This window comes from Nocardia rhamnosiphila NBRC 108938, assembly GCF_000720425.1.
GTDB classification, from domain to species: Bacteria; Actinomycetota; Actinomycetes; order Mycobacteriales; family Mycobacteriaceae; genus Nocardia; species Nocardia rhamnosiphila.
The window spans coordinates 1314137-1337031 of sequence record NZ_JOAJ01000001.1 but is presented as its reverse complement, the minus strand read 5'-3'; the positions used below and the strand labels follow the sequence as shown (position 1 = coordinate 1337031).

The 22895-nt window shown below is 67.8% G+C and carries 19 protein-coding genes; 13 read left to right on the top strand and 6 right to left on the bottom strand.

Annotation, left to right across the window (positions count from 1 at the left end):
* Nucleotides 1–18: 18 nt before the first annotated feature.
* Nucleotides 19–1044, bottom strand: a complete 1026-nt coding sequence (locus tag IG75_RS0105930) for a MaoC family dehydratase (protein WP_030520140.1) — start codon at nucleotides 1042–1044, stop codon at nucleotides 19–21.
* Nucleotides 1045–1451: 407 nt separating this feature from the next.
* Here IG75_RS0105930 and IG75_RS0105920 point away from each other — a divergent pair, with 407 nt between their 5' ends.
* The 5 genes from IG75_RS0105920 to IG75_RS0105900 all read left to right on the top strand — a co-directional run bounded on the left by IG75_RS0105920 (nucleotide 1452) and on the right by IG75_RS0105900 (nucleotide 6935).
* Complete coding sequence (locus tag IG75_RS0105920) at nucleotides 1452–2606, top strand: acyl-CoA dehydrogenase family protein (RefSeq protein WP_030520139.1); 1155 nt, start codon at nucleotides 1452–1454, stop codon at nucleotides 2604–2606.
* Between the two features lie 31 nt (nucleotides 2607–2637).
* Nucleotides 2638–3108, top strand: a complete 471-nt coding sequence (locus IG75_RS0105915; RefSeq protein WP_030520138.1) for a MaoC family dehydratase — start codon at nucleotides 2638–2640, stop codon at nucleotides 3106–3108.
* Nucleotides 3105–4301: an acetyl-CoA C-acetyltransferase gene (locus tag IG75_RS0105910; RefSeq protein WP_030520137.1), complete on the top strand. Its 1197-nt coding sequence runs from the start codon at nucleotides 3105–3107 to the stop codon at nucleotides 4299–4301. The genes IG75_RS0105915 and IG75_RS0105910 overlap by 4 nt, the downstream gene beginning before the upstream one ends.
* Nucleotides 4302–4523: 222 nt before the next feature.
* Entirely contained in the window at nucleotides 4524–5339 is an 816-nt protein-coding gene (locus IG75_RS0105905) for a DUF1206 domain-containing protein (protein WP_030520136.1), read from the top strand.
* Between the two features lie 144 nt (nucleotides 5340–5483).
* Nucleotides 5484–6935: an MFS transporter gene (locus IG75_RS0105900; RefSeq protein WP_030520135.1), complete on the top strand. Its 1452-nt coding sequence runs from the start codon at nucleotides 5484–5486 to the stop codon at nucleotides 6933–6935.
* 188 nt (nucleotides 6936–7123) lie between these two features.
* Here the strand turns inward: IG75_RS0105900 and IG75_RS0105895 are convergent, their stop codons facing one another.
* Nucleotides 7124–7459, bottom strand: a complete 336-nt coding sequence (locus IG75_RS0105895) for a MerR family transcriptional regulator (RefSeq protein ID WP_030520134.1) — start codon at nucleotides 7457–7459, stop codon at nucleotides 7124–7126.
* Nucleotides 7460–7867: 408 nt separating this feature from the next.
* Here IG75_RS0105895 and IG75_RS38945 point away from each other — a divergent pair, with 408 nt between their 5' ends.
* The 3 genes from IG75_RS38945 (at nucleotide 7868) to katG (ending at nucleotide 10973) form a co-directional block, all read left to right on the top strand.
* On the top strand, nucleotides 7868–8155 hold the full coding sequence (locus tag IG75_RS38945) for a cold shock domain-containing protein (protein WP_245713067.1): 288 nt from the start codon (nucleotides 7868–7870) through the stop codon (nucleotides 8153–8155).
* 146 nt (nucleotides 8156–8301) lie between these two features.
* Nucleotides 8302–8706: a Fur family transcriptional regulator gene (locus IG75_RS0105885; RefSeq protein WP_036512825.1), complete on the top strand. Its 405-nt coding sequence runs from the start codon at nucleotides 8302–8304 to the stop codon at nucleotides 8704–8706.
* Between the two features lie 35 nt (nucleotides 8707–8741).
* A complete protein-coding gene (gene katG, locus IG75_RS0105880) occupies nucleotides 8742–10973 on the top strand; it encodes a catalase/peroxidase HPI (protein ID WP_030520131.1) in 2232 nt (743 codons plus the stop codon).
* A gap of 154 nt (nucleotides 10974–11127) precedes the next feature.
* Here katG and IG75_RS0105875 read toward each other — a convergent pair whose 3' ends face one another.
* The 3 genes from IG75_RS0105875 to IG75_RS0105865 all read right to left on the bottom strand — a co-directional run bounded on the left by IG75_RS0105875 (nucleotide 11128) and on the right by IG75_RS0105865 (nucleotide 15879).
* Nucleotides 11128–12012 (bottom strand): aldo/keto reductase, encoded by an 885-nt coding sequence (locus IG75_RS0105875; protein ID WP_030520130.1) that lies wholly within the window; start codon nucleotides 12010–12012, stop codon nucleotides 11128–11130.
* A 191-nt stretch (nucleotides 12013–12203) separates the two neighbouring features.
* Nucleotides 12204–15431 carry a protein kinase domain-containing protein gene (locus IG75_RS0105870; protein ID WP_307686636.1) on the bottom strand — a complete coding sequence of 1076 codons (3228 nt, stop codon included), beginning with the start codon at nucleotides 15429–15431 and terminating at the stop codon, nucleotides 12204–12206.
* A 217-nt stretch (nucleotides 15432–15648) separates the two neighbouring features.
* Nucleotides 15649–15879 (bottom strand): PhlB family protein, encoded by a 231-nt coding sequence (locus IG75_RS0105865; protein ID WP_245713068.1) that lies wholly within the window; start codon nucleotides 15877–15879, stop codon nucleotides 15649–15651.
* A gap of 1344 nt (nucleotides 15880–17223) precedes the next feature.
* Here IG75_RS0105865 and IG75_RS0105855 point away from each other — a divergent pair.
* Nucleotides 17224–17796, top strand: a complete 573-nt coding sequence (locus tag IG75_RS0105855; protein ID WP_036512205.1) for a hypothetical protein — start codon at nucleotides 17224–17226, stop codon at nucleotides 17794–17796.
* Between the two features lie 30 nt (nucleotides 17797–17826).
* Here the strand turns inward: IG75_RS0105855 and IG75_RS0105850 are convergent, their stop codons facing one another.
* The gene (locus IG75_RS0105850) at nucleotides 17827–18594 is read right to left on the bottom strand and encodes an IclR family transcriptional regulator (protein WP_030520126.1); all 768 of its coding nucleotides are present in this window, start codon (nucleotides 18592–18594) and stop codon (nucleotides 17827–17829) included.
* A gap of 67 nt (nucleotides 18595–18661) precedes the next feature.
* On the opposite strand from IG75_RS0105850, the gene IG75_RS0105845 reads away from it, so the two are divergent.
* The 4 genes from IG75_RS0105845 to IG75_RS0105830 are packed head-to-tail and all read left to right on the top strand — an operon-like array spanning nucleotide 18662 to nucleotide 22865.
* Entirely contained in the window at nucleotides 18662–19666 is a 1005-nt protein-coding gene (locus IG75_RS0105845; protein ID WP_030520125.1) for a 2-dehydro-3-deoxygalactonokinase, read from the top strand.
* Nucleotides 19667–19704: 38 nt separating this feature from the next.
* Complete coding sequence (locus IG75_RS0105840; protein ID WP_030520124.1) at nucleotides 19705–20328, top strand: 2-dehydro-3-deoxy-6-phosphogalactonate aldolase; 624 nt, start codon at nucleotides 19705–19707, stop codon at nucleotides 20326–20328.
* Between the two features lie 48 nt (nucleotides 20329–20376).
* Nucleotides 20377–21525: a galactonate dehydratase gene (gene dgoD / locus IG75_RS0105835; RefSeq protein ID WP_030520123.1), complete on the top strand. Its 1149-nt coding sequence runs from the start codon at nucleotides 20377–20379 to the stop codon at nucleotides 21523–21525.
* Nucleotides 21526–21536: 11 nt separating this feature from the next.
* Entirely contained in the window at nucleotides 21537–22865 is a 1329-nt protein-coding gene (locus IG75_RS0105830; RefSeq protein ID WP_030520122.1) for an MFS transporter, read from the top strand.
* Nucleotides 22866–22895: the final 30 nt, after the last annotated feature.

Below are 22895 nucleotides of genomic sequence, written 5' to 3'. Positions count from 1 at the left end.
CTTGGAAGTAGTGGGTGATCAGGCGAAGAGGGCGGTGAAACGCCAGTCCAGGACGGAGGCCGGGGCCGCGTCACCGCGGTGGGCGTAGACGCACGACCGCAGCTCCACGAGTCCGCCGCCCGTATCCAGCGGTTCCGCGGACTCGACATGCAGACAGCTGGTGAGGATGTCGCCTTCGTGCACGGGCCCGGTGTGGTCGCAGGAATACCAGCCCAGCACGGTCACCAGGTTCGGGAGCGCGCGGGTTGCCTGGGCCAGGGCCAGACCGATGGTGTGGCCGCCGTAGACGAGTCGGCCGGCGGTGCCGACACGTGCGTCGTGGTGGGTGGCGGCGATATTGAGGGTCAGCCGGGCCAGTTCGGGTGCGCCGGTGACGACATCACCGCTGGAGATGAACGTGGTGCCGGTGAGCGCGGGGTCGAAATGCGGGCCGGGCACCTCCCGGCGGTAGGCGGCCAGGTCCAGGCCGGCCGGGACGTGCCGCGAGACCGGCTCCCCGGCGCCGATCGCGGAGAGGTCGTCGGCGTGGACCGTACGCTGCGGCGAACCGGAACCGGCTGTGGGCGCGTCGAGTTCGCGCAGCGGGAGCATCGCACAGCGATGAAAATCGAGCACAGTGGCACCGTGCTGGTCGGTCGTGCGGATCCGCAGGGCGGCCAGCCCGGTGGGCCGGCGCCCGGGTCGGTGCGAGTTCTCTTTCAGACCCACGACCTCGGTCGTGGTGTAGAGGGTGTCGCCGAGCCGGGGGAACCGGTGGAACCGCAGCCCGCGATAGAACAGATTCGCCCTCACGTGGTGGGTGGCGAGGGTGGACTGGCCGATCGCGAGATCGGCGACCAGGCCGGGGTGGGCCACCGGGCCACCCGCCACGACCGTCGCGAGGTGGTTGTCGAGTGCGAGCCGCAACCGATCGCCGAGGATGCTCTGGTGAACGGCGGCGAGCCCGTCGGTGAGTGTGATCGCCGGGGCGGTGTCGAATATCGCGCCGTGGGCGAGTTCGTCGAAATACGGGCCACCCACGAAACGTACGAGGTCAGTGGCCATTTCCGGCTCCGCTCATCGCCGGGTGCGTCGGACGGTCACTGTGGCCGCTTCGTCCGGTATCCGCCCGGCGATGCCCGCACCGGGCGGCGTCTTCGAGGCCGAAGATCACCGGGGCCGCGGTGTCGGCCGGAGTCCTGCACGTCTTGTGCTCGTCGAATCCGGGGGCGACCACATCGGCTCGCCGGCGTAGGTGTCTCATGGGCGGTTCCTTTTCGATCGTGCCGAACTGCGGGATATTCGTCGTCGAGGTCTGCGGCGCGCCGGCCCGGTCCGGGGGCGGCGGCTACCAATCTAACCGAGACCCTGCAAATGCTTATCATGATTGACATTTATTTTCCGTTGGCCGACTATGGCCGTAGACATCCACGGGCTCGGGCGGGCCCCGCGACACGGTGAGGACATCGCGCGTGAGCTATTACCTGAACGACGAAGAAGCGCTCCTGGTGCGGACGGTGCGTGAGTTCATCGATCGGGAGGTGAAACCGTCGGTGCAGGAGGTCGAGCACGCCGACCGGTACCCCGAGAACTGGATCGAGCAGATGAAGCGGATCGGTATCTACGGTCTGGCGATCCCCGAGGAATACGGCGGCACACCGGTCTCCATGCCCTGCTACGTCCAGGTGACCGAGGAACTGGCCCGCGGCTGGATGTCCCTGTCCGGGGCGATGGGCGGCCACACCGTCGTCGCAAAACTGATCGGCTTGTTCGGCACCGAGGAACAGAAGCAGCGTTATCTGCCGCCCATGGCCACGGGGGAGATCCGCGCGACCATGGCATTGACCGAGCCGGGTGGTGGTTCCGATCTGCAGGCCATGACCACCACGGCCCGGCGCGACGGCGACGAGCTCGTGATCAACGGTGCCAAGACCTGGATCACCAACGCGCGCCGGGCGGGCGTGATCGCGCTGCTGTGCAAAACGGACCCGGCGGCGACTCCGCGGCACCGGGGTATGTCGATCGTGCTCGTCGAACACGGCCCGGGCCTCACCGTATCCCGCGACCTGCCGAAACTCGGCTACAAAGGTGTGGAGAGCTGCGAACTGTCCTTCGACGGCTACCGGGCTCCCGGGTCGGCGGTCCTGGGCGGAGAACCCGGTAACGGGTTCCCGCAGATGATGAAAGGCCTGGAAACCGGCCGTATCCAGGTGGCTTCGCGGGCGCTCGGGGTCGCCGCGGCCGCACTGGAGGATTCGCTGGCCTACGCCCAGCAGCGGGAGAGTTTCGGCGAACCCATCTGGAAGCACCAGTCGGTGGGCAACTACCTGGCGGATATGGCGACGAAACTGACCGCGGCCCGCCAGCTCACCCGCCACGCCGCCGAGATGTACGACCGCGGCGAGCGCTGCGATATGGAGGCCGGTATGGCCAAGCTGTACGCCTCCGAGGTGGCGATGGAGGTCGCCCTGAACGCGGTCCGCATCCACGGCGGCTACGGATACTCCACCGAATACGACGTCGAACGTTATTTCCGCGACGCCCCGCTGATGATCGTCGGCGAAGGGACGAACGAGATCCAGCGCAATGTGATCGCGTCGCAGCTCGTGGCCCGGGGCGGGCTGTGAGCGGCCGCTGCCCGGACCGAGGTCTGGTCTCGTGAAGGTTTTCCAGGGGATCGACGAGGTGGCGGCCGCGGTCGGCACTCATCTCGGGTACAGCAGCTGGCTCGAGGTGACCCAGGCCCGGGTGGACGCTTTCGCCGCGGCGACCGGCGACCGGCAGTGGATCCACGTCGATCCCGTCCGGGCGGCGTCCGGGCCCTACGGCACCACGATCGCGCACGGCTATCTGACCCTCTCGCTGCTCCCGGCGCTCGGCGGCGAGATCTTCGATATCGCGGGTGTCCGGATGAAGGTCAACTACGGGGTGAACAAGGTCCGCTTCCCCGCGCCGGTACCGATCGGCGCGCGGATCCGCTGCGGAGCCCGGCTCGAATCGCTCGAGCGAACGGCGAAGGGCGCGAACCTGATCACCGCCTACACCATCGAGATCGAGGGCGCGCGACGTCCGGCGCTGGTCGCCGAGACCGTTCGCGTGCTGGTCGGTCCGGAAAGCGAGCTCTCATGACACGTGCGGCATTGGTGGCCCCCGTCCGGACGGCGGTCGGCCGGTTCGGCGGCGCACTCCGGGAGGTGCCGGCGGTGACGCTGGCGACCACGGTGGTGAAGGAAACCGTCGCCCGGTCCGGTATCGACCCGGAACGTATCGACGAGGTCGCGATGGGGCAGTCGTACGCGAATTCGGAAGCTCCGTGTATCGGCCGCTGGGCGGCCCTGGATGCGGGCCTGCCCCTGTCGGTGGCCGGATTGCAGACCGATCGCCGGTGCGGGACCGGGCTGCAGGCGCTGGTCACCGCGGCGATGATGGTGCAGACCGGCGCCGCGCAGGTCGTGGTGGCCGGCGGCGTGGAATCGATGAGCACCATCGAGCACTACACGACCGGGGCTCGCTGGGGCGCGCGGTCGGGCGGCCTGCAGTTGTTCGACCGGCTCGACCGCGGGCGCGAACGGTCACAGCCCGAATGGCGGTTCGGCCCGATCAGCGGAATGCTCGAGACGGCGGAGAACGTCGCGGCGAAATGCGGGATCACCCGCGAGCAGTCCGACCTGCTCGCCGCGGAGAGTCATCGCCGTGCCGACGCCGCCTGGGCGGCGGGACGGTTCGACGCCGAGGTGGTGCCGGTCGAGGTCGCCGACCGCAAAGGCCATATGACGGTATTCGCCCGGGACGAGGGCATCCGGCCGGACACCACGGCCGATACGCTCGGGAAGCTGCGCGCCGTGCGCCCCGGCGGGGTCGTGACCGCCGGAAACGCGAGCCAGCAGAACGATGCCGCGGCGGCGGTGCTCGTGGTCGCCGAGGACCGTCTGGACGAGCTGGGACTCGAACCCATGGGTTTCCTGGAGGGCTGGACGGCCGCCGGATGCGATCCGGCGCTCATGGGACTCGGGCCGGTGGCGGCAGTGGACAAGCTGTTCGCGGCCACCGGATACGGCTTCGCGGACTTCGACCTGGTCGAATTGAACGAAGCGTTCGCGTGTCAGGTGCTCGGCGTCCTGCACGAGTGGGGCTGGGAGGACCGGGACCGGTTGAATGTGAACGGTTCCGGAATCTCGCTCGGCCATCCCATCGGGGCCACCGGTATTCGCATGCTGACCACGGCATTACACGAGTTGCGGCGCCGCGGCGGTGGCCGCGCGCTGCTGACTATGTGCATCGGCGGTGGCCAGGGCATGGCGGCCGCGGTGACTTCGGCCTGAGCCGGCCGGGGGATGGCGCGAACGCGCCATCCCCCGGAGGCGTACCGTTTCGCCGCCCCGTTCCCGGGTATCTGCTGAACGTTCCGTTCGCTCGAGGAGGCGTGGCAGCGAACAGGCGAGCGCGAGAAGCGGTTTCGGGTCGACGCCGATCCGGGGCCGGGCTCGCGTGGGACCGGTTCCGGTACTGCCCGGTCGCGCGCCTCCGGTACGAAGAGAGGCCAGATGACCCAGGTTTCCACATCCAGGCCGGTTTCCGCGGCGCGCCGTGTCACCGACAGTCGCATGTTCGAGCGACTGGCCCGTGCCGGTTACGTGATGGCGGGGCTCGTGCACCTGCTGATCGGCTACCTCGCCGTGCGCCTCGCCTTCGGTGGCGGCGGCACCACCGATCAATCCGGTGCCATGGCCGAGCTGGCCGCCAAACCCGGCGGCGTTCCCGCGTTGGTCGTCGGTATCGCCGCCTTCGTTTTCATGGCGCTGTGGCGGCTCACGGAGGCGGTACTCGGGTCGCGCACCCGTGGTGACGAGGACCGCAAATCCGATCTTTTCCACCGCGGCAAGGCGTTCGCCGTGGCCCTGGTCTACTTCGGCTACGCGATCACCGCGTTCGGCTTCGTCCAGGGCAGCGGAAGCTCGAGCGGCGGTAAGAACGCCGGGTTGTCCGCGCGCATGATGCAGAGTGCCGGCGGCAAGATCGCCCTCGTGCTCGTCGGTGCGGTGATCATCGGGGTGGGTGCGTACCACATCTACAAGGGCGCCACCCGGAGGTTCCTGAAGGAACTGCGCACCGACCGTGCGCTGCTGCGCCGGTTGGGAACCGTCGGGTACCTCAGTAAGGGCTCGGCCATCGCGGGGGTAGGTGTGCTCGTGATCGTGGCGGTGTTCCAGTCCGATCCCGGTAAGGCCAGTGGCCTGGACGCCGCGCTGAAAACGCTGGGTGCGCAGCCGTTCGGCCCCGTGCTCCTGGTCGCCGCCGGACTCGGCATAGCCGCCTACGGTCTCTACGATTTCGCCTGCGCCCGCTACGCCCGGATGTGATCGGCGCGGACGCTCGTCCCCGATACCTGTCGCGCCCCACCCTGCCGACCGGCAGGGTGGGGCGCTGGGCTGTGGCGGCCTCGTCCCCCGTCCCGGCGTGTGTCGCATGGTGGCGAACCGCGGCGGATCCGTATCTTCGGTGACGTGAACCCCACCGAGCTGCCCCGTCTCGGGTCGGCCGGCGGCCGCTGGATCGTGCTGGCCACCGTGCTCGGCTCCTCGGTGGCTTCCCTGGACGCCACTGTCGTCAATATCGCGCTGCCCCGTATCGGCGCCGCGCTCGATACCGATGTCGCCGGATTGCAGTGGACCCTCAACGGCTACACACTGACCCTGGCCTCGTTCATTCTGCTCGGCGGTTCCTTCGGGGACCGCTTCGGCAGGCGCAAGGTTTTCGTCGCCGGCGCGGTGGGTTTCGCCGTCGCGTCGCTGCTGTGCGGAGCGGCCGTGAACATCGAGATGCTGGTGGCCGCCCGGGTGCTACAGGGCGTGGCCGGGGCCATGCTCACGCCGGGCAGCCTCGCCCTCATCTCCGCCTCCATCGACAATCGCGACCAGGGCGCGGCGATCGGGCTGTGGTCCGGGTTCAGCGGGGTGGCGGGGGCACTCGGGCCGTTCCTCGGCGGCTGGCTGATCGAGGTGGCGGGCTGGCGGTCCATCTTCTTCCTCAACGTGCCGCTGGTGGCGATCGTCGTCCTGGTTTCTTTGCGGCATGTGCCCGAGAGCCGCGATCCGAATGCGACCACCCGGCTCGATCTCCCCGGCGCGCTGGTGGTGGCCGCGGCGCTCGGCGCGCTGACGTTGGGGCTGATCGACGAACTACCGGTGCTGGTGGGCGCGGGCGGGGTGCTGTTGGCGGTCTTCGTCCTCATCGAGATGCGCAGTGACCACCCGCTGGTACCGCCGGCACTGTTCGCCTCCCGGGTTTTCACGGTGGCCAACCTGGTCACTCTCGCGGTGTACGCCGCGCTCGGTGGAGTGTTCTTCCTGCTGGTACTGGAACTGCAGGTCGTCGCGGGGTATTCGCCCTTGCGCGCGGGGCTCGCGACGCTCCCGGTGACCCTGCTGATGCTGGCACTGTCGGCGCCGTCCGGCCGGTGGGCCCAGCGGCACGGGCCCCGCCTGCCGATGACATTCGGGCCGTTGCTCGCCGCGGGCGGGCTGATCCTGCTCCAGCGGGTGGGTCCCGGTGCCTCCTATCCGCTCGATGTACTGCCCGGGGTGCTGGTCTTCGGTCTCGGGCTGTCGGTGCTGGTCGCCCCGCTCACCGGCGCGGTCCTGGGCGCCGTGCCGGCGAGCGAGGCCGGGATCGCCTCCGGAGTGAACAACGCGGTCGCGCGGACGGCGCAGTTGCTCGCGGTGGCGGCTCTGCCGGGGCTGGCCGGGATCTCCGGTGCGCTGGATGATCCCGCGGTGTTCGATTCCGGTTTCGGTGTCGCCATGTGGATCTGTGCGGGTTTGTTGCTCACCGGCGCCGCGCTGGCCGGGGTGCTGTTGCGGCCGCCGCGGCGAGCACCCGAACCGGAGCGGGTGGACTGCCTGCCGCAGTGCGGAGTCGTGGGCCCCGCGGTCGCTCCGGCGCGGGCCGTGCGGTGAGCGGTCTACCGCGGACCGATCAGTCGGTCGGTTTTGCGTGTCGATGCATGATCGGAACGATCCGGGGTAGACGCCGCATATGCATTCGACACCCCTCGCCGAGGCGGCCGGCGTGTACACCGGTGGCGCCCCATGGACCCGGAACCCTGCGCCGCGAGCGCGCGTGTGCTCCGGTGCGATCCGTGTGACTACGGCGTGCCGCGCAGATTGTCGTTGTCCAGACGTAAGCGGTCGTTGTCGGCGTGCAGATCGGCATTGGCATCCTCGAGGTCGAGGATTCGGCCGATACCCGTGAGGTTCACGCCCGCGGCGGCGAGTTCGGTGATCCGGCGCAGGCGAGCGAGGTCGTTACCGCTGTAGCGGCGGGTGCCGCCGTCGCTACGTGCGGGGTTGAGCAGACCGTGGCGTTCGTAGAGCCGTAGTGTCTGTACGCCGATGCCCGCCAGGCCCGCTGCGACCGAGATCCCGTATACCGCCTGATCGGGATCGGGCAGGTGTCGCCCCGAGTCGCGCTCGTGATCCATGCACTCCTCTTCCTCATCGTCGTACACGAGGTTTCCTACCTTATCAACTTGCACTAGGTAATTGTCGGTGCTATAAGAAATCTGTGTTTTGAGACAAAGATTATCTAAGTCCGATCATTATGAACCGAGTTCGCGGCAGGCGGCTACCCGACGAGAAGCCGAGGGCTCCGGTCCGCCACACCTCGCGCCGTCTCGCCCGCGGATATGCCGCGCCGACGACGAACGTCCTTTGTCCATCCGATTCGCCAGTTTGGAGATGTATCCGGTCATGCCCGCTACCGAAATATCGACAGCATCGACACGAGAACGCACGCAGTCCCGCTCGGAGGCCCGGGTGGTCTGGCCGGAGCCCAGCCCGCTCGACGAGTGGTGGAACCGGGTCATGGGCGCCTCGAAAGCGGGCGTCCGGTGACGGCGCCCGCCTCTCCGCGACTGGAGAACGAATCCGGCGCCTTGCTGCCCCGGCCGACGGCCGACCGCTCCTCCCTCCGGACCGGCCGGGTGATCTGGTACGACGCCCAGAAGGGCTTCGGCTATATCGATCCCGACGACGATATCGCGCCGGTCTTCGTGGAGTACCGGAGTATCGACGCCGACGGGTACCGGGTCCTCTTCGCCGACCAGCGTGTGGAATTCTCCACGGTCGCGCGCGCCGGCGGGGCGGAGGCCGTAGGCGTGCGTCTCTGTGACCGATGAGCTCGTGCGACGAACAGGATCGACCCTGACATGACGAACAAATCACCGTGACCAGCGCAGACGGTCGAACACGCAGCGAATGCTTGACTCATTCCAGAAAAGAGACCAGACTTTCCGCTGTGCATGCGGCCGTGGATTTCCAGCAGATGCTGCGGGGAGTTTCGCTGCGCGTGACGGCTCCGCGAGTGGCGGTGCTGAGCGCGGTGTACGACCACCCGCATGCCGATACCGATTCGATCATCCGCGCCGTGCGGTCGCGCCTGTCGGCGGTCTCGCACCAGGCGGTGTACGACTCGTTGCACACGCTCACCGCGGCCGGACTCCTGCGTTGTATCCAGCCCTCCGGTTCGGTGGCCCGTTACGAGTCCCGCGTCGGTGACAATCACCATCACGTCGTATGCCGGACCTGCGGTTCGATCGCCGATGTCGATTGCGCAGTCGGCGCGGCCCCATGCTTGACAGCCTCCGACGACCACGGTTACTCGATCGACGAAGCCGAGGTCATCTACTGGGGTCTGTGCCCCGACTGTGCGGCATCGCACCGCACCTGATCGCAGCTCCTGCCACTTATTCAGGAAGGAAAGTCGTGACCTCCGATAGTCGTCCACCCGCTCCTGACACCGGAACTCGCAGCGCGAGCGAGAGCGAGAACCCGGCGATCCCCTCGCCTACGCCCCACACCGACCACCGCCCACGCACCATTACGGACTGGTGGCCGGAGCAGATCGATGTCTCGGTGCTGCACGCCCATTCGTCCAAAGCCAATCCGCTCGGCGAGAATTTCGACTACGCCGCGGAGTTCGCGAAGCTCGACGTCGAAGCGCTGAAAGCCGATGTCGCGGCGGTGCTCACCGACTCTCAGGACTGGTGGCCGGCCGACTACGGAAACTACGGCGGCCTGTTCATCCGGATGAGCTGGCACGCGGCGGGTACCTACCGGATCGCCGACGGCCGCGGTGGCGGCGGTCAGGGCGCGCAGCGGTTCGCGCCGCTCAACAGCTGGCCCGACAATGCCAGCCTGGACAAGGCCCGCCGCCTGCTGTGGCCGGTGAAGCAGAAGTACGGAAACAGTATCTCCTGGGCCGACCTGATCGTGTTCGCCGGCAATGTCGCGCTCGATTCGATGGGCTTCCAGACCTTTGGATTCGGCTTCGGACGCCCCGATATCTGGGAACCGGAAGAGGTCTTCTGGGGTCCGGAGGACACCTGGCTCGGCGACGAGCGCTACAGCGGTGACCGGGAACTGGCGAACCCGCTGGCCAACGTCCAGATGGGTTTGATCTATGTCAATCCCGAAGGCCCCAACGGGCGGCCCGATCCGGTGGCCGCCGCCCGGGATATCCGGGAGACCTTCGGCCGGATGGCCATGAACGACGAGGAGACCGCCGCGCTCATCGTCGGCGGCCACAGTTTCGGCAAAACCCACGGTGCGGGCGATGCCGACCTGGTCGGCGCCGAACCCGAGGCCGCACCGATCGAACAGCAGGGCCTGGGCTGGAAGAGCAGCTACGGGACCGGCAAAGGCAAGGACGCCATCACCAGCGGTCTCGAGGTCGTCTGGACCTCCACTCCGACCCAATGGGGCAACGGCTTCCTGCAGAACTTGTACGGCTACGAATGGGAGCTCACCAAGAGCCCCGCGGGGGCGTACCAGTGGAAGCCGAAGGACGGCGGCGGCGAGGGCACGATCCCGGATCCGTTCGACGGGCCCGCGCGTACACCCACGATGCTGACCACGGATCTGGCGCTGCGCGAGGACCCCGTCTACCGGGAGATCACCAGCCGCTGGCTGGAACATCCCGAGGAGTTGTCCGAGGCGTTCGCCAAGGCGTGGTACAAGCTGCTGCATCGCGATATGGGCCCCATCAGCCGGTACCTCGGCCCGTGGGTTCCCGAGCCGCAGCTGTGGCAGGACCCGGTCCCGGCGGTCGACCACGAACTGATCGACGACGAGGATATCGCCGACCTCAAGGGCAAGATCCTCGATTCCGGCCTGTCGGTGCCGCAATTGGTCAAGACCGCGTGGGCTTCGGCGGCGAGCTTCCGCAGCACCGATAAGCGCGGCGGCGCGAACGGCGCCCGGATCCGGTTGGAACCGCAGCGGAACTGGGAGGTCAACGAACCGTCCGAACTCCGGAAAGTCCTGCCCGTCCTCGAGCGGATCCAGCAGGACTTCAACGGGTCGGCCGCGGGCGGGAAGAAGGTGTCGCTGGCCGACCTGATCGTCCTCGCCGGTTCGGCGGCGGTCGAGAAGGCGGCCCGGGACGCGGGCCACGAGGTGACCGTGCCGTTCCGGCCCGGCCGCACCGACGCCACCCAGGAGAACACCGATGTGGAGTCGTTCGCGGTCCTCGAACCGCGGGCCGACGGGTTCCGCAACTATGTGCGCAACGGCGAGAAGGCGCCGCTGGAACGCCTGCTGGTGGATCGGGCCTACCTGCTCGATCTCACGGCACCGGAATTGACGGTGCTGATCGGCGGTCTGCGCGCACTCGGCGCGAACCACGGCGGCACCAAGCACGGGGTGTTCACCGACCGGCCCGGTGTGCTGACCAACGACTTCTTCGTCAATCTCCTGAACCAGGACACGGAGTGGAAGGCGTCGGAGTCGGCGGAGAACGTCTACGAGGGCAGCGACCGCCGCAGCGGTGAGACCAAGTGGACGGCCACCGCCAACGACTTGATCTTCGGGTCGCATTCGGTGCTGCGCGCCGTCGCCGAGGTGTACGCACAGCGCGATGCCGGTCGTAAGTTCGTCGACGATTTCGTCGCCGCGTGGGTCAAGGTCGCCGAAAACGATCGCTACGATCTGCGCTGATCGGTGCCGCGGATCCGGGCAGTCCCGTACGGGGCGGCCCGGATCCGTTTCCGGCGGGGCCGGCAACGAGTTCGCGCGCGAGCCGGGCCGGGTCGCTCTCGTCGCACCCGACGGGACATCGCGTCGGGTGGCCGGCGACCGGTGAGCCGCCCGCTCAGGGTTCGGGGATCTCGACTCCGAAGTTCTCGCGGGTGATATCGGCAGGCGCCGGGCCGCCGCGGACACCGGTGTCGAGCGCGTCGATGGCGTCGAGTTGGGCAGTGGTCAGGTCGAAATCGAACACGGCGAAATTCTCGGCGATCCGCGCGGGCCGCACCGATTTCGGGATCACCTGGCGCCCCTGCTGCAGATGCCAGCGCAGCATCACCTGAGCGGGTGTCCGGCCGTGCGCCGCCGCGATCTCACCGATCACCGGGTCGTCGAGAGTGGAGTCGGCTGATCCGTCGCGATAGAAAGTGATGCCGCCGATCGGCGACCAGGCCTGGTTGAGAATGCCGTGCTCGGTATCGGCGGCGAGGAGCGCGGACTGCCGGAAGTACGGATGCACCTCGATCTGGTTCACCGCGGGCACGACCTCTGTCTCGGCGAACAGCCGGGTGAGGTGCTCGGGCATGAAGTTCGAGACACCGATCGCCCGGACCCGGCCGTCGGCGTAGAGCTTCTCCAGCGCCCGGTAGGCCTGGACGGTCCGGTCGAATTCACCGGGCAGCGCCTGGTGCAGGATCAGCAGATCGATCTGCTCGATGCCCAGTTTGCCGGCGCTCTTGTCGAAGGCGTGCAGGGTGGCCTCGTAACCGAAATCGGTGATCCAGACCTTGGTCTCGACGAACACCTCGCCGCGGGAGAGTCCGGAGCGGCGGAGCGCCTCACCGACGCCCCGCTCGTTGCCGTACACCGCCGCGGTATCGATATGCCGGTAGCCGGTGGCCAGTGCCGACTCCACTGCCGAGGTGGTCTCCGCCGGCGGGGTCTGGTAGACGCCGAACCCTAGCGCGGGTATCTCGACACCGTTGTTCAGGGTGAAGTTCGGAATGGTCATCTGTTCGACCCTAGGCGGCCACGGGGCGCGAGGGCGTCGTAGGCGACCGGTGGGTCGTGTCACCCGCATAACGATGCGGCGCACGATTACCGGGCGGGGCCCGGTCACTCGCTACGCCGGGTGGCGTACAGGTCACCACCTCTGGACGACCCTGGGAATGGACACCGTGCGCGACCGTCGGCGGCCGGGCTTCAGTGTCGCGCGTTCGCCACCACCCAGGCCGCGATCTGGGCACGTGAGGTGAACCCCAGCTTGGTCAGGATGTTCTCCACATGGCCCTGGGCGGTGCGCTGGGAGATCACCAGCTTGGTCGCGATCTGCTTGTTGCTGAGCCCTTGGGCGACCAATTCGGCGACCTGACCTTCGCGCCGGGTGAGATTCGCCGCACGGTCTGCCGGGCTGCCGGCGGAGGTGGCCGGTTCGCCGAGCGCGTAGGCCACGGCGGCGTCCATGCCCATGGTCTGTCCCTGCTGGCGGGCCGCCTCGAACCGCCGGTCGCCCAGGGCCGCCCGGGCGTCGTGCTCGCATTCCGCGTGGAAGGCGGCCATATTGTGGAAGACGGTCATGACGCGGGAACCCGACGGCCACAATCCCTGTGCGGCGCCCATCAGCACCGCGGCGCGTTCGGCTTCGGTGCGGGTGTCGACGACCCAGGCCAGCCCCTCGAGACAGAACATACTGATCACCGTGCTGCTGCTCAGGCTGTTGTTGACCCGCAACCCCTCCTGCAGCAGCTCCCGGGCCCGCACCCGGTCGCCGTCCCGCCAGACCGCGATTCCCATACCGCGCAGGGCGGCCGCGCGATGGAGCATTTCACCGCGCGGCTCGGTGACGGTGAGTACCTCCTGGTAGTACTCGCTCGCCCGGCCGGTGTCTCCGCTCAGCTCGTACGCCCAGCCGGTCAGGGTGAGTGCGCCCATCCGCAGCGGACCTGGCGAAGCGGCGTCGGTGAGTTCCACGACGCGTTCGAAATGGGCCGGTGCGGCGTCGGGTTCACCGCGCGCCATGGCGAACAGCCCTTCCAGATAGGCGATCTGCGCGCGGCACATCGGCTCGGTCTCCGGCCCGGTGAGGTCCTGCGCTTCCGCCAGGGCTTCCGCCACGGCCGGGAACTCACCCTGTGTGGTGGCCAACTTGCCTGCTGCGCACAGAGCTCGGATCCGATCGGGGACCGAACGCCACCGGGGCCGGGCGAGCGCGCGCCGTAACCACGAACGGCCCTCGCCGTAGAGGCCGCGGAAGTTCCAGAACTCGAAGAGTTCGGCGGCGGTCCGCACCCCGGCATCCGCCGCCGCCTCGGTGTCCTCGGCCAGACAGTATTCGAGCGCTTCGCGCAGGTTGGGTTGTTCCCGAGCGAGCCGGGCGATCCAGCGGGGCTGTTCGGCGCTGATCCAGCCCGCCGTGGACTCCGTGCACAGCCGCTCGTACCACTCGTGGTGCCGTCGGCGCAGTTCTCCTTCCCTACCGGCCTCCCGTAAGCTCTCCCGGCCGAAGTCGCGCAGGGTCTGCAGCATCCGGAAACGCACGGCGCCGCCGGTTTCCTCCCGGATCAGAATCGATTTGTCCACCAGCGCCGACAGCACGTCCAGCACGCTGTCCGGGCCGGGGTCTATATCGCAGACGCCCTCCGCGGCATCCAGTTCACAGCTCCCGGCGAACACCGAAAGCTGGGCCCACAGCCGCTGTTCGGCAGGAGTGCACAGGTCGTAACTGGAGGCCATGCACAGGCGCAGGGTCTGCTGGCGGGTCGGTGCGGTGCGGCTGGAGCGGGTGAGCACCGGGTTGCGGATATCGATGCGTTCCAGAATCTGCTGCGGTGTCATGGTGCGCAGCCGGGCGGCCGCCAATTCGATGGCCAGGGGCAACCCGTCCAACCGCGCACAGATCTGCGCCACAGCGTCCTTGTTGCTCTCGTCGAGTTCGAAACCCGGGACCGCCGCGGCGGCGCGTTCGGCGAAGAGGGTGACCGCGTCGAAACGGGGCAGGCCGAGCAGTGTGGGCACCCGGCCCGGGTCGGGAACCAGTAGCGGCGCCACCCGCAGCACCGCCTCACCGGCGATGTTCAAGGGTTCGCGGCTCGTGGCGAGGATTCGCAATCCCGAGCAGCCCTTCAGCAGGACTTCGTCCAGTTCCGCTACCGCGCGCACCAACTGCTCACAGTTGTCCAGCACCAGCAGTGTTTCGCGCGGGCACAGGTACTCCACCAGCACATCGAGCAGCGGCCGGCCCGTTTCTTCGCGTACCCCGACCGCGTCGGCCACCACATCGACCAGGATCGCGCGGTCGGAGACATCGGTGAGGTCGACCAGCCACACACCATCCGAGAAGTCCCGTCGCACCTGTGCCGCCGCCCGCAGCGCGAGTCTCGTCTTTCCCACACCGCCGGTTCCGGTGAGGGTTACCAGCCGGGAGTTCGTCAGCAGGTTCTTCACCTCCATCACTTCGCTGCGCCGGTTCACGAGACTGGTCAGCTCCAGGGGGATGTTCCCGCTGTGGTCGGCGCCGATCGCTTTACGCTGGGGCGGTATCCGGGGCTTGTCCACGGGTGCTTCGCGGGCGGGTTGCTCGTGCAACGCCATCTCGTCCACGGGGTATCCGTGCCGCTCCTGCAGGCGGCGGATGTACTGGCCCAGGGCCGTGGCCGACGGACGCTTCCGGCTGTCCCGGTTCATCGCCGCTTCCACCAGGTCACTGATATCGGCGGCCACGCCGCTCTCCCTCAGGTCCGGCAGCGGCTGGGTGGTGATCCGCAGGAACTGGGTCACCATCTTCTCGCCGCTGCGCCGTTCGAACGCCGCGTGTCCGGTGAGTGCGCAGAACATGGTGGCGCCGAGCCCGTACACATCGGCGGCGGGAGTGGGTGGTTCGCCTTCGAGGACTTCGGGGGCGGTGAATGCCGGCGACCCGGTCACGGTGCCCGCGGCGGTGCGGAAACCACCCGCGATGTGCGCGATACCGAAATCGGTCAGCGCGGGCTCCCCGTAGTCGGTGAGCAGGATATTGCCCGGTTTCACATCCCGGTGGACGACGTCGAGCCGGTGTGCGCTCTCCAGCGCACCGGCGATCTTCACGCCGATCTGCAGCACGTCCTCGGCGGCCAGCGGCCCGTGGTCGCGAATCCAGGTGTCGAGGGAGCCCAGCGGATAGAACGGGGTCACCAGATACGGCCGCCCGCGGGCGGTGACGCCCTCCTCGAGCACGGTGACGATATTGGGATGACCGGTCAACCGGCCCATCGCGCGTTGCTCCCGGGCGAAACGGGCACGATTGTCCTCGTCGGATTCCGCGGTCATCAGTTTCACCGCGACCGTCCGATCCAGCGGTTCCTGCTTGCAGCGGTAGACCACACCGAATCCGCCGCGGCCGACTTCCGCCGCGTCCTCGAATCCGGCAGCGTCCAGTTCCGTCGCGACGGTCATCGTCGACTCGCGGCGTGTGCGTACGGGGTCGTCGCCGTTCATGGGGTGGGCGCGATCCACCGAGTCTGGTTGTGGGCACCGGGTAACATACGCGTCCCTCTCGCCACCTCAACTCTATCGCCGGGGCACTCCGGCGGCGAGGCGTTGTGCCCGGGAAGGTCGCGGCGGGTCGCGGCGCGGACCGCTCATCCCGGTGCCGGGGGATACACCGGGGCGGTCATTCCGCGGCGAGAGCCGGCTGGCCGCCACTGATCACGAATACCGGGAAGCGGTCCCCGCGCGGTGGCGCCTGGAAGTGCACCCGGACCGGCCGGCGCCCGGTACGGGGCAGTTCACCGTGGATCGTCGTGTAGACCCACGGCCCCTCGTCGAGTTCCACGATCGCTATCGCGGATTCCACCGCTTCCGCGCGAGCGTTCGGCGCACAGGCGACCTTCCGCCAGCACACGATGGATCCACTCCCGGTGGAGGGGACACGCTCGAAATCGTCGCACCGGCATGCCGAGCACCGGGTGACCGGCGGGGCGAACAGTCTGCTGCAGCTTCCGCACCGACGGATCATCAGTGCGGCCTCGGTGCATTCCGCGTACAGATCACTGCAGTTCGGGATGTGGTCGGAATTCCACTGGTGCATTACTGCCCTCGATGTGATGGTTGCCGATTCGTACGGCTTCCAGAGTCTGGTATCGGGCGCGAAAATGCGCCGGTCGAACGGCCCCGGGTATACCTGTTTCCGGATAATGCCTGGTCAGAGCGGTGTCGGGTTGCTTGCGGGGGCCGTTCAGTGGGAGTGATGGGGGTCATACCCGGTACCTCACCGGGTGGCGCTGCCGCGCCGGGCCGGTCTTCGGGTCCGCCACATCGGGGACATGCGCTCACGCACGCCCCGAATGTACTGTTCCAGAATTCCGTGCCGGTGCGTCCGTTTACGCGTAGTCCGGCGCGGGGAACTCCTATACCGCCCGCAACCGCGGTGCCGAATCGGTTGATCCTTCTGTGATCTTTGCGTCGTCCGGCAGGGCGTCGTCCGGTACGGGGGCTCCGGCGCCGAACCGCGCACAATCGGGTCCGTCGCCCGGTATGCGAAACAACTCCCGATCGTCCGTATCGACAATCTTCGATAAATGGTTCCGCCGCCATTCCGGGGGTGATATGTGTGAAACTCACGCGAAATACGTGCCGGAGAACGGCAACAGCCCGCCGAACGTGATCCGGCGGGCTGTTTTCACAGGATTCCCTGCTCATGCGCAGCGCATACTTACTCGGCAGAGAAGCTCGACAGGGTTCCGATGCCACCGAAGATGTCACCGAAGGCGCCGAAGAAATCGCCGAGGGCGCTGAAGTCCATTGAACCCATGATAATGCTCCTGTCGTATCCGTTGCTTCGGCGATGCCGTCTGCGCCGCCGCACACCTTGGTACTGGTGTTATCCGAACGTTATAGGTATCGAGGGTTAAATCAAACTGAATTGTGATCCATCCGACACAATCGGATCGGATCGCTGATAATTACATGCATGTCAGTAGATCCGAGCCCGATGAGATAACAAGATCGTGTCGCGGACCGATTGCGTGAATTTCTCATATATTGCGGTGTCGAGCGCAAACAATGCATTTCGCACAGGTAATTATGTGTTGTTCTGGGGCTCTTGCTTTTCCGTCGCGTGGTGGCCCGCCGGCGGCGGCTCTCCTCCTTCGGAAGTGCCCGCGATCGTCCGTTCGGACGACGCGCGCGCCCGCCGCGCGACCGTAGCTTTGCGGCAGGTACACACCGGACCAGTAGAGGACGTCAGATGCTCGACACTGTCCTGAGTAATCCGGTCGCGATGATGATCGTGGCCTCCGAGGCGGGCCTGTGGGTGCTACTCGCCGCGGGACTCACCGCCCGGTATCCGCTCCGGTTGCGCGCCGTCGGTGCGGCCCTGCTGTGGGGTATCCCGTTGCTGGACGTGGCGCTCATCGTCGCCGCGGCGATCGATCTACGCCGCGGTGCCGAGCCGGGTGTCGTCCACGGACTGGCCGCGATCTATCTCGGGGTGAGTGTCGCGTTCGGTCCCGCCCTGGTGCGCTGGGCCGATATCCGCTTCGCCCATCGCTTCGCGGGCGGGCCGGCGCCGGTGAAACCGCCCAAAGGCAGCAGGGGGCGGGTCGCGGCGGCCTGGCGTGAATGGAGTCGAGTGGTACTCGCCGCGGTGATCGCCTCGGCCGCGCTCGTGCTCATCGTTCTCACCGCTGCCGATGGCGCGCAAGCCGGCGAGTTGTACTGGTGGATCGGCCGGGCCTGGGCCGTCACCGGCCTGTGGCTCGTCTTCGGGCCCGTCTGGGAGGAGTTGTCGGCGCTCGGGAGGGCCGAGCAGCGATCCTGACCGGACGCCTCGCCGTGTGGGCCCGGCAGGTCAGGTCGCCAGGTAGCCCAGCGAGGCCGAGATCCGGCCCGCGGCGCGGCGCACCACCGGCACCAGGCCGCGCATCCGCTCGTCGGGCATGTACGGGGTGGTCGCCGATACGCTGACCGCACCCACGATCGCGCGGGACGCGTCGCGTATCGGCGCCGCGACACAGCGGATACCGGGTTCGTTGTCCTCGAGGTCCATGGCCGCACCGGTACGGGCGTAGGTGTGCATACGGGCGAGGAAGTCCTCGGGGTCGCCGGACTTCGCCCCGGCCGGAAGTCGCGCTTCATCGGCGGCGTACTGCTCGGCCCAGCGATCGGCCGCGTCGAGCAGCAGCGCCTTACCGACGCCCGCGCGGGTCAGCGGCATGCGGTACCCGATCCGCGAGCGCATCTCCGCCCCCCGCGAGCCGGGGAGTTTGTCCAGGTAGAGCACCGAACCGCCGTCCTCGACCGCCAGGTGCACCGTATCGAGCACCGTGGCCGACAATTCCTCGAGCACCGGTCGCGCCACCAGCGGTAGCGGGTTGCCGTGCAATGCCTTGAAACCGAGTTCGATCAGGGCCGGACCCAGGGTGTAGCCCCGGTTGTCGTGGCGCAGAAAGCCCTGGACGACCAGTAGTTGGGCGAGCCGGTGGGTGCTGCTGCGGCCGAGGCCGGTGTGTTCCACGATCTCGCGTAACCCGCGCGCACCGTCGCCGACCGCGCGGATCACGGCGAGGCCACGGGCGAGGGTCTGGGTGCCGGGCGGGATGGTGTCGGGAGCGCTCACCGCTCCAGAGTCCCACAAATAGGGATCAGGATGGAAATAACGGGACGTCCTGTTCATAGTGACCGTCATGACACCGGACCGACCAGGGCTCTCGACGCCGCGCCTCATCGGACTCGACTGGGGCACGACATCGATGCGGTGCTGGTTGCTCGGTGACAACGGCCGGATCCTGGACACCCGGCGGCTCGCCGGCGGGCTGCTCGATATGGCCGCGGGCATCGATACCGCTGATCCGGACGCGCGGGCGCGCGCGTACGAAGCGACCTTCCTGGACGTGTGCGGGGAGTGGCTACGTGCCGGCCCCGATGTTCCGGCGCTTGCCTGCGGCATGGTGGGCAGCGCACAGGGCTGGTACGAGGCCGGGTATCTCGATGTGCCGGCGCGGCTCGACATCACCGGTCCGGCGCTGGCCCGGGTGCCGGTGGCCGGGGGCGCCCTGCACCTGGTGCCCGGTCTACGTGTCCCCTCCGACCCACGGCGCGATAGCGCCGGAGATGTCCTGCGCGGTGAGGAAACGCAGGTCATCGGTGCACTCGAATCGATCGACCGACCGGATACCGAGCATGTCCTGGTGCTGCCGGGAACCCACACCAAATGGATCCGGATCGCCGACCGCAAGGTACTGTCCTTCACCACGGCCATGACCGGCGAGTTGTACGGCCTGGTCACCCGGCACGGTCTGCTGAGCCATACCGGGGCCACCGCGCGCCGCGACGATGCGGCTTTCGCGCGCGGTCTGACGGCCGGGTTCTCGTCCCGGGAACGCGGGCTGGCCGCCACGCTGTTCGGTGCGCGGGCGCTGGTACTCGACGGCCTGCTCGAACCGGCCGCGCTGGCGGACTACCTCTCCGGCGTTGTCATCGCCGACGAAGTACGGCATCTGCTACCGCAGTACGGCGGCGCGGACCAGATCATTCTGTGTGGCGCCGCCGATCTGTGCCGCCGATACGCCACCGCCCTGCGGGCGCGGGGGATGCGCACGCAGGTGGTGGACGAGGATGCCGCCGCAGCGGGGCTGTGGTCGATCGCGGTCGGGGCCGGGCTGGTCACGGCGGGTGCGGACGCGCGATGAATGGCCGGCAGCAAATGAACACTATCGAGGAGTTATTCATGGTGGGCACATCGGAGGCCACCCCATCCGGGTTGATCGCCATTCTGCGGGGCATCACCCCGGGCGAAGTCGTCGAGGTGGGCTCGGCTCTGGTCGAGGAGGGCTTCCACGCCCTCGAAGTGCCACTGAACTCACCGGACCCGTATCGGTCCATCGAGTTGCTGGCGAGGCGCTTCGGCACGGTCTGCCCGGTCGGCGCCGGTACGGTCCTGCGTCCGGAGGAAGTGGAGCGGGCCCGCTCGGCCGGTGCCGATATCATCGTGTCCCCCGACACGAATATCGAGGTGATCGCGGCCACCCGCAGCCTCGGTATGCGCTCGTACCCGGGGGTCGCCACGCCCACCGAGGCGTTCGGCGCCGTGCGTGCCGGGGCGCGCAGCCTCAAACTGTTCCCGTCCGAAGCGCTGGGAATCTCCGGGATGCGCGCCGTGCGCGCCGTCCTGCCCGCGGACGTGGAGCTGATCCCGGTCGGTGGTGTGGACGAGACCAACCTCGCGGACTGGCGCGCCGCCGGAGCCGGCGGGGCCGGTATCGGCACTGCGGTCTACCGGCCCGGCGACAGCGCCCGCGAGGTACGCGCCCGGGCCCGCCGGCTGTCGAAGATCTGGGCGGCCACCCCGTAGTACCCGCTCGTCACCGGACAACGCTGTCCGCTGCACAGGAGGAAATCAATGAAGATCGCGTCGATCGAGACGTTCACGGTGCCGCCGCGCTGGCTGTTCGTGCGTATCGAAACCGATGACGGCACCGTCGGCTGGGGCGAGCCTGTACTGGAGGGCCGCGCCGCTTCGGTCGCCGCGACGGTCGAGGAACTGTCGGACTATCTGATCGGCCAGGACGCGGGCCGGATCGAGGATCTGTGGACAGTGCTGTACCGGGGCGGCTTCTATCGCGGCGGCGGCATCCATATGAGCGCCTTGGCCGGTATCGATCAGGCGCTGTGGGATATCAAGGGCAAAGCGCTGGGCGTGCCCGTGCACGAACTGCTCGGCGGACGGGTCCGCGACCGGATCAAGGTCTACTCCTGGATCGGTGGTGACCGGCCGGACGAGACCGCGAAGGCGGCGCGCGGCGCGGTCGACCGCGGTTTCGCCGCGGTGAAGATGAACGGCACCGAGGAACTGCAGTATCTCGATACCTGGGACAAGATCGACCGCTGCGTGGCGAATGTGGCCGCGGTCCGGGATGCGGTCGGGCCGAATATCGGAATCGGTGTCGATTTCCACGGCCGGGTGCACAAGCCGATGATGAAAGTGATACTGCGCGAACTGGAACCGTATCGGTTGATGTTCGTCGAGGAGCCGGTGCTGTCCGAGCACGTCGACAGCGTGGTGGATGTGCTGCGGCAATCGCCGATTCCGATCGCGCTGGGGGAGCGGTTGTTCTCCCGCTGGGATTTCAAATCCGTCATCGCCTCGGGGGCAGTCGATATCATCCAGCCCGACCCCTCTCACTGCGGCGGAATCACCGAAGCCCGCAAGATCGCGCATCTGGCCGAGGCCTACGATGTGGCGCTGGCGCTGCACTGCCCGCTCGGCCCGATCGCGCTCGCGTCCTGCCTGCAGATCGACGCGGGGTGCTATAACGCGACCATCCAGGAACAGAGCCTGGGCATTCACTACAACACCACCAACGAACTGCTCGACTACCTGGTCGATCCGGCGGTGTTCACCTACGCCGAGGGCCAGGTCCGGATTCCGTCCGGGCCGGGCCTCGGCATCGAGATCAATGAGGAATATGTGGCGGAGCGGGCGGCTGTCGGACACCGGTGGCGCAACCCGATCTGGCGTCACAGTGACGGTTCTTTCGCGGAGTGGTGACCATGAAGACAATGCTCGATAAGCGGCCCGCGGCATCCGGTCTGGCCGCCAAGGCCAGTAAAGCGCGAATCCTGATCGCGGTCATGCTGTTCGTGACAGTGGTCATCAACTACATGGACCGTGCGAACCTGTCGATCGCGGTACCCGCCATCGCCGACGAAATGGACCTGTCTTCGGCGCAACAGGGCCTGCTGCTGTCGGCCTTCGGCTGGACCTATGCGGCGCTGCAGATCCCGGGTGGATGGTTCGTCGACCGCGTGCCGCCCCGCGTGCTGTATCCCGTCTGCCTGCTGCTGTGGTCGCTGGCGACCGTGTTCATGGGAATCATCGGCGGTTTCGTCGCGCTCATCGCACTGCGGTTGCTGGTAGGGGTTTTCGAGGCCCCGGCCTACCCGATCAACAACCGCGTGGCCACCGCCTGGTTCCCGGAGCGCGAACGCGCCTCTGTCATCGGGTTCTACACCTCGGGTCAGTTCATCGGCCTCGCGCTGCTGACCCCCGTCCTGTCGTGGCTGCAGTCGGTGCTGAGCTGGCACTGGGTTTTCATCTTCACCGGTGGGGTCGGTGTGGTGTGGGCGCTGGCCTGGTACCTCGTCTACCGCGAGCCGCGTGATTCGCGTGCCAACGAGGCCGAGATCGCGCATATCCGCGAGGGCGGCGGCCTGGTCGATCTGACCTCGTCGCGGCCGGAGCGTACCCGGATCACCCGGACCGATATCGCCACGGTGCTGGGGCGGCGGAAACTGTGGGGTGTGTACCTGGGGCAGTTCTGCCTCACCTCCACCCTGTGGTTCTTCCTCACCTGGTTCCCGACCTATCTGGTGAAATACCGCGATATGGACTACATCAAGTCCGGGTTCCTGGCCTCGCTGCCGTTCATCGCCGCGGTGATCGGGGTGCTGTTCTCCGGGGTCTTCTCCGATTTCCTGCTGCGGCGAGGCATTTCGCTCGGTATCGCGCGCAAAGGGCCGATCATCGCCGGTCTACTGCTGAGCACCACCCTGATCGGTGCGAACTTCACCGATTCCACCGCGCTGGTGATCGTGTTCCTGTCGGTTGCCTTCTTCGGCAACGGATTGGCCTCCATCACCTGGTCGCTGGTCTCGGCGCTGGCGCCGGAACGGCTCATCGGAATGACCGGCGGAATGTTCAATTTCATCGGCAACCTCTCCGGTATCGCCACCCCGATCGTGATCGGATTCCTGGTCACCGATGCCAGTTTCGCGCCCGCGTTCGTCTACATGACCGTGGTGACGCTGCTCGGTATCGCCTCCTACGTCCTGCTGGTCGGGCGGGTCGAGCGGGTGCGGGAATCGCGTTCGGTGCCGGAATCCGTCTAGGGGCCGGGCTGCGCGCCGATGAGGGGCGCG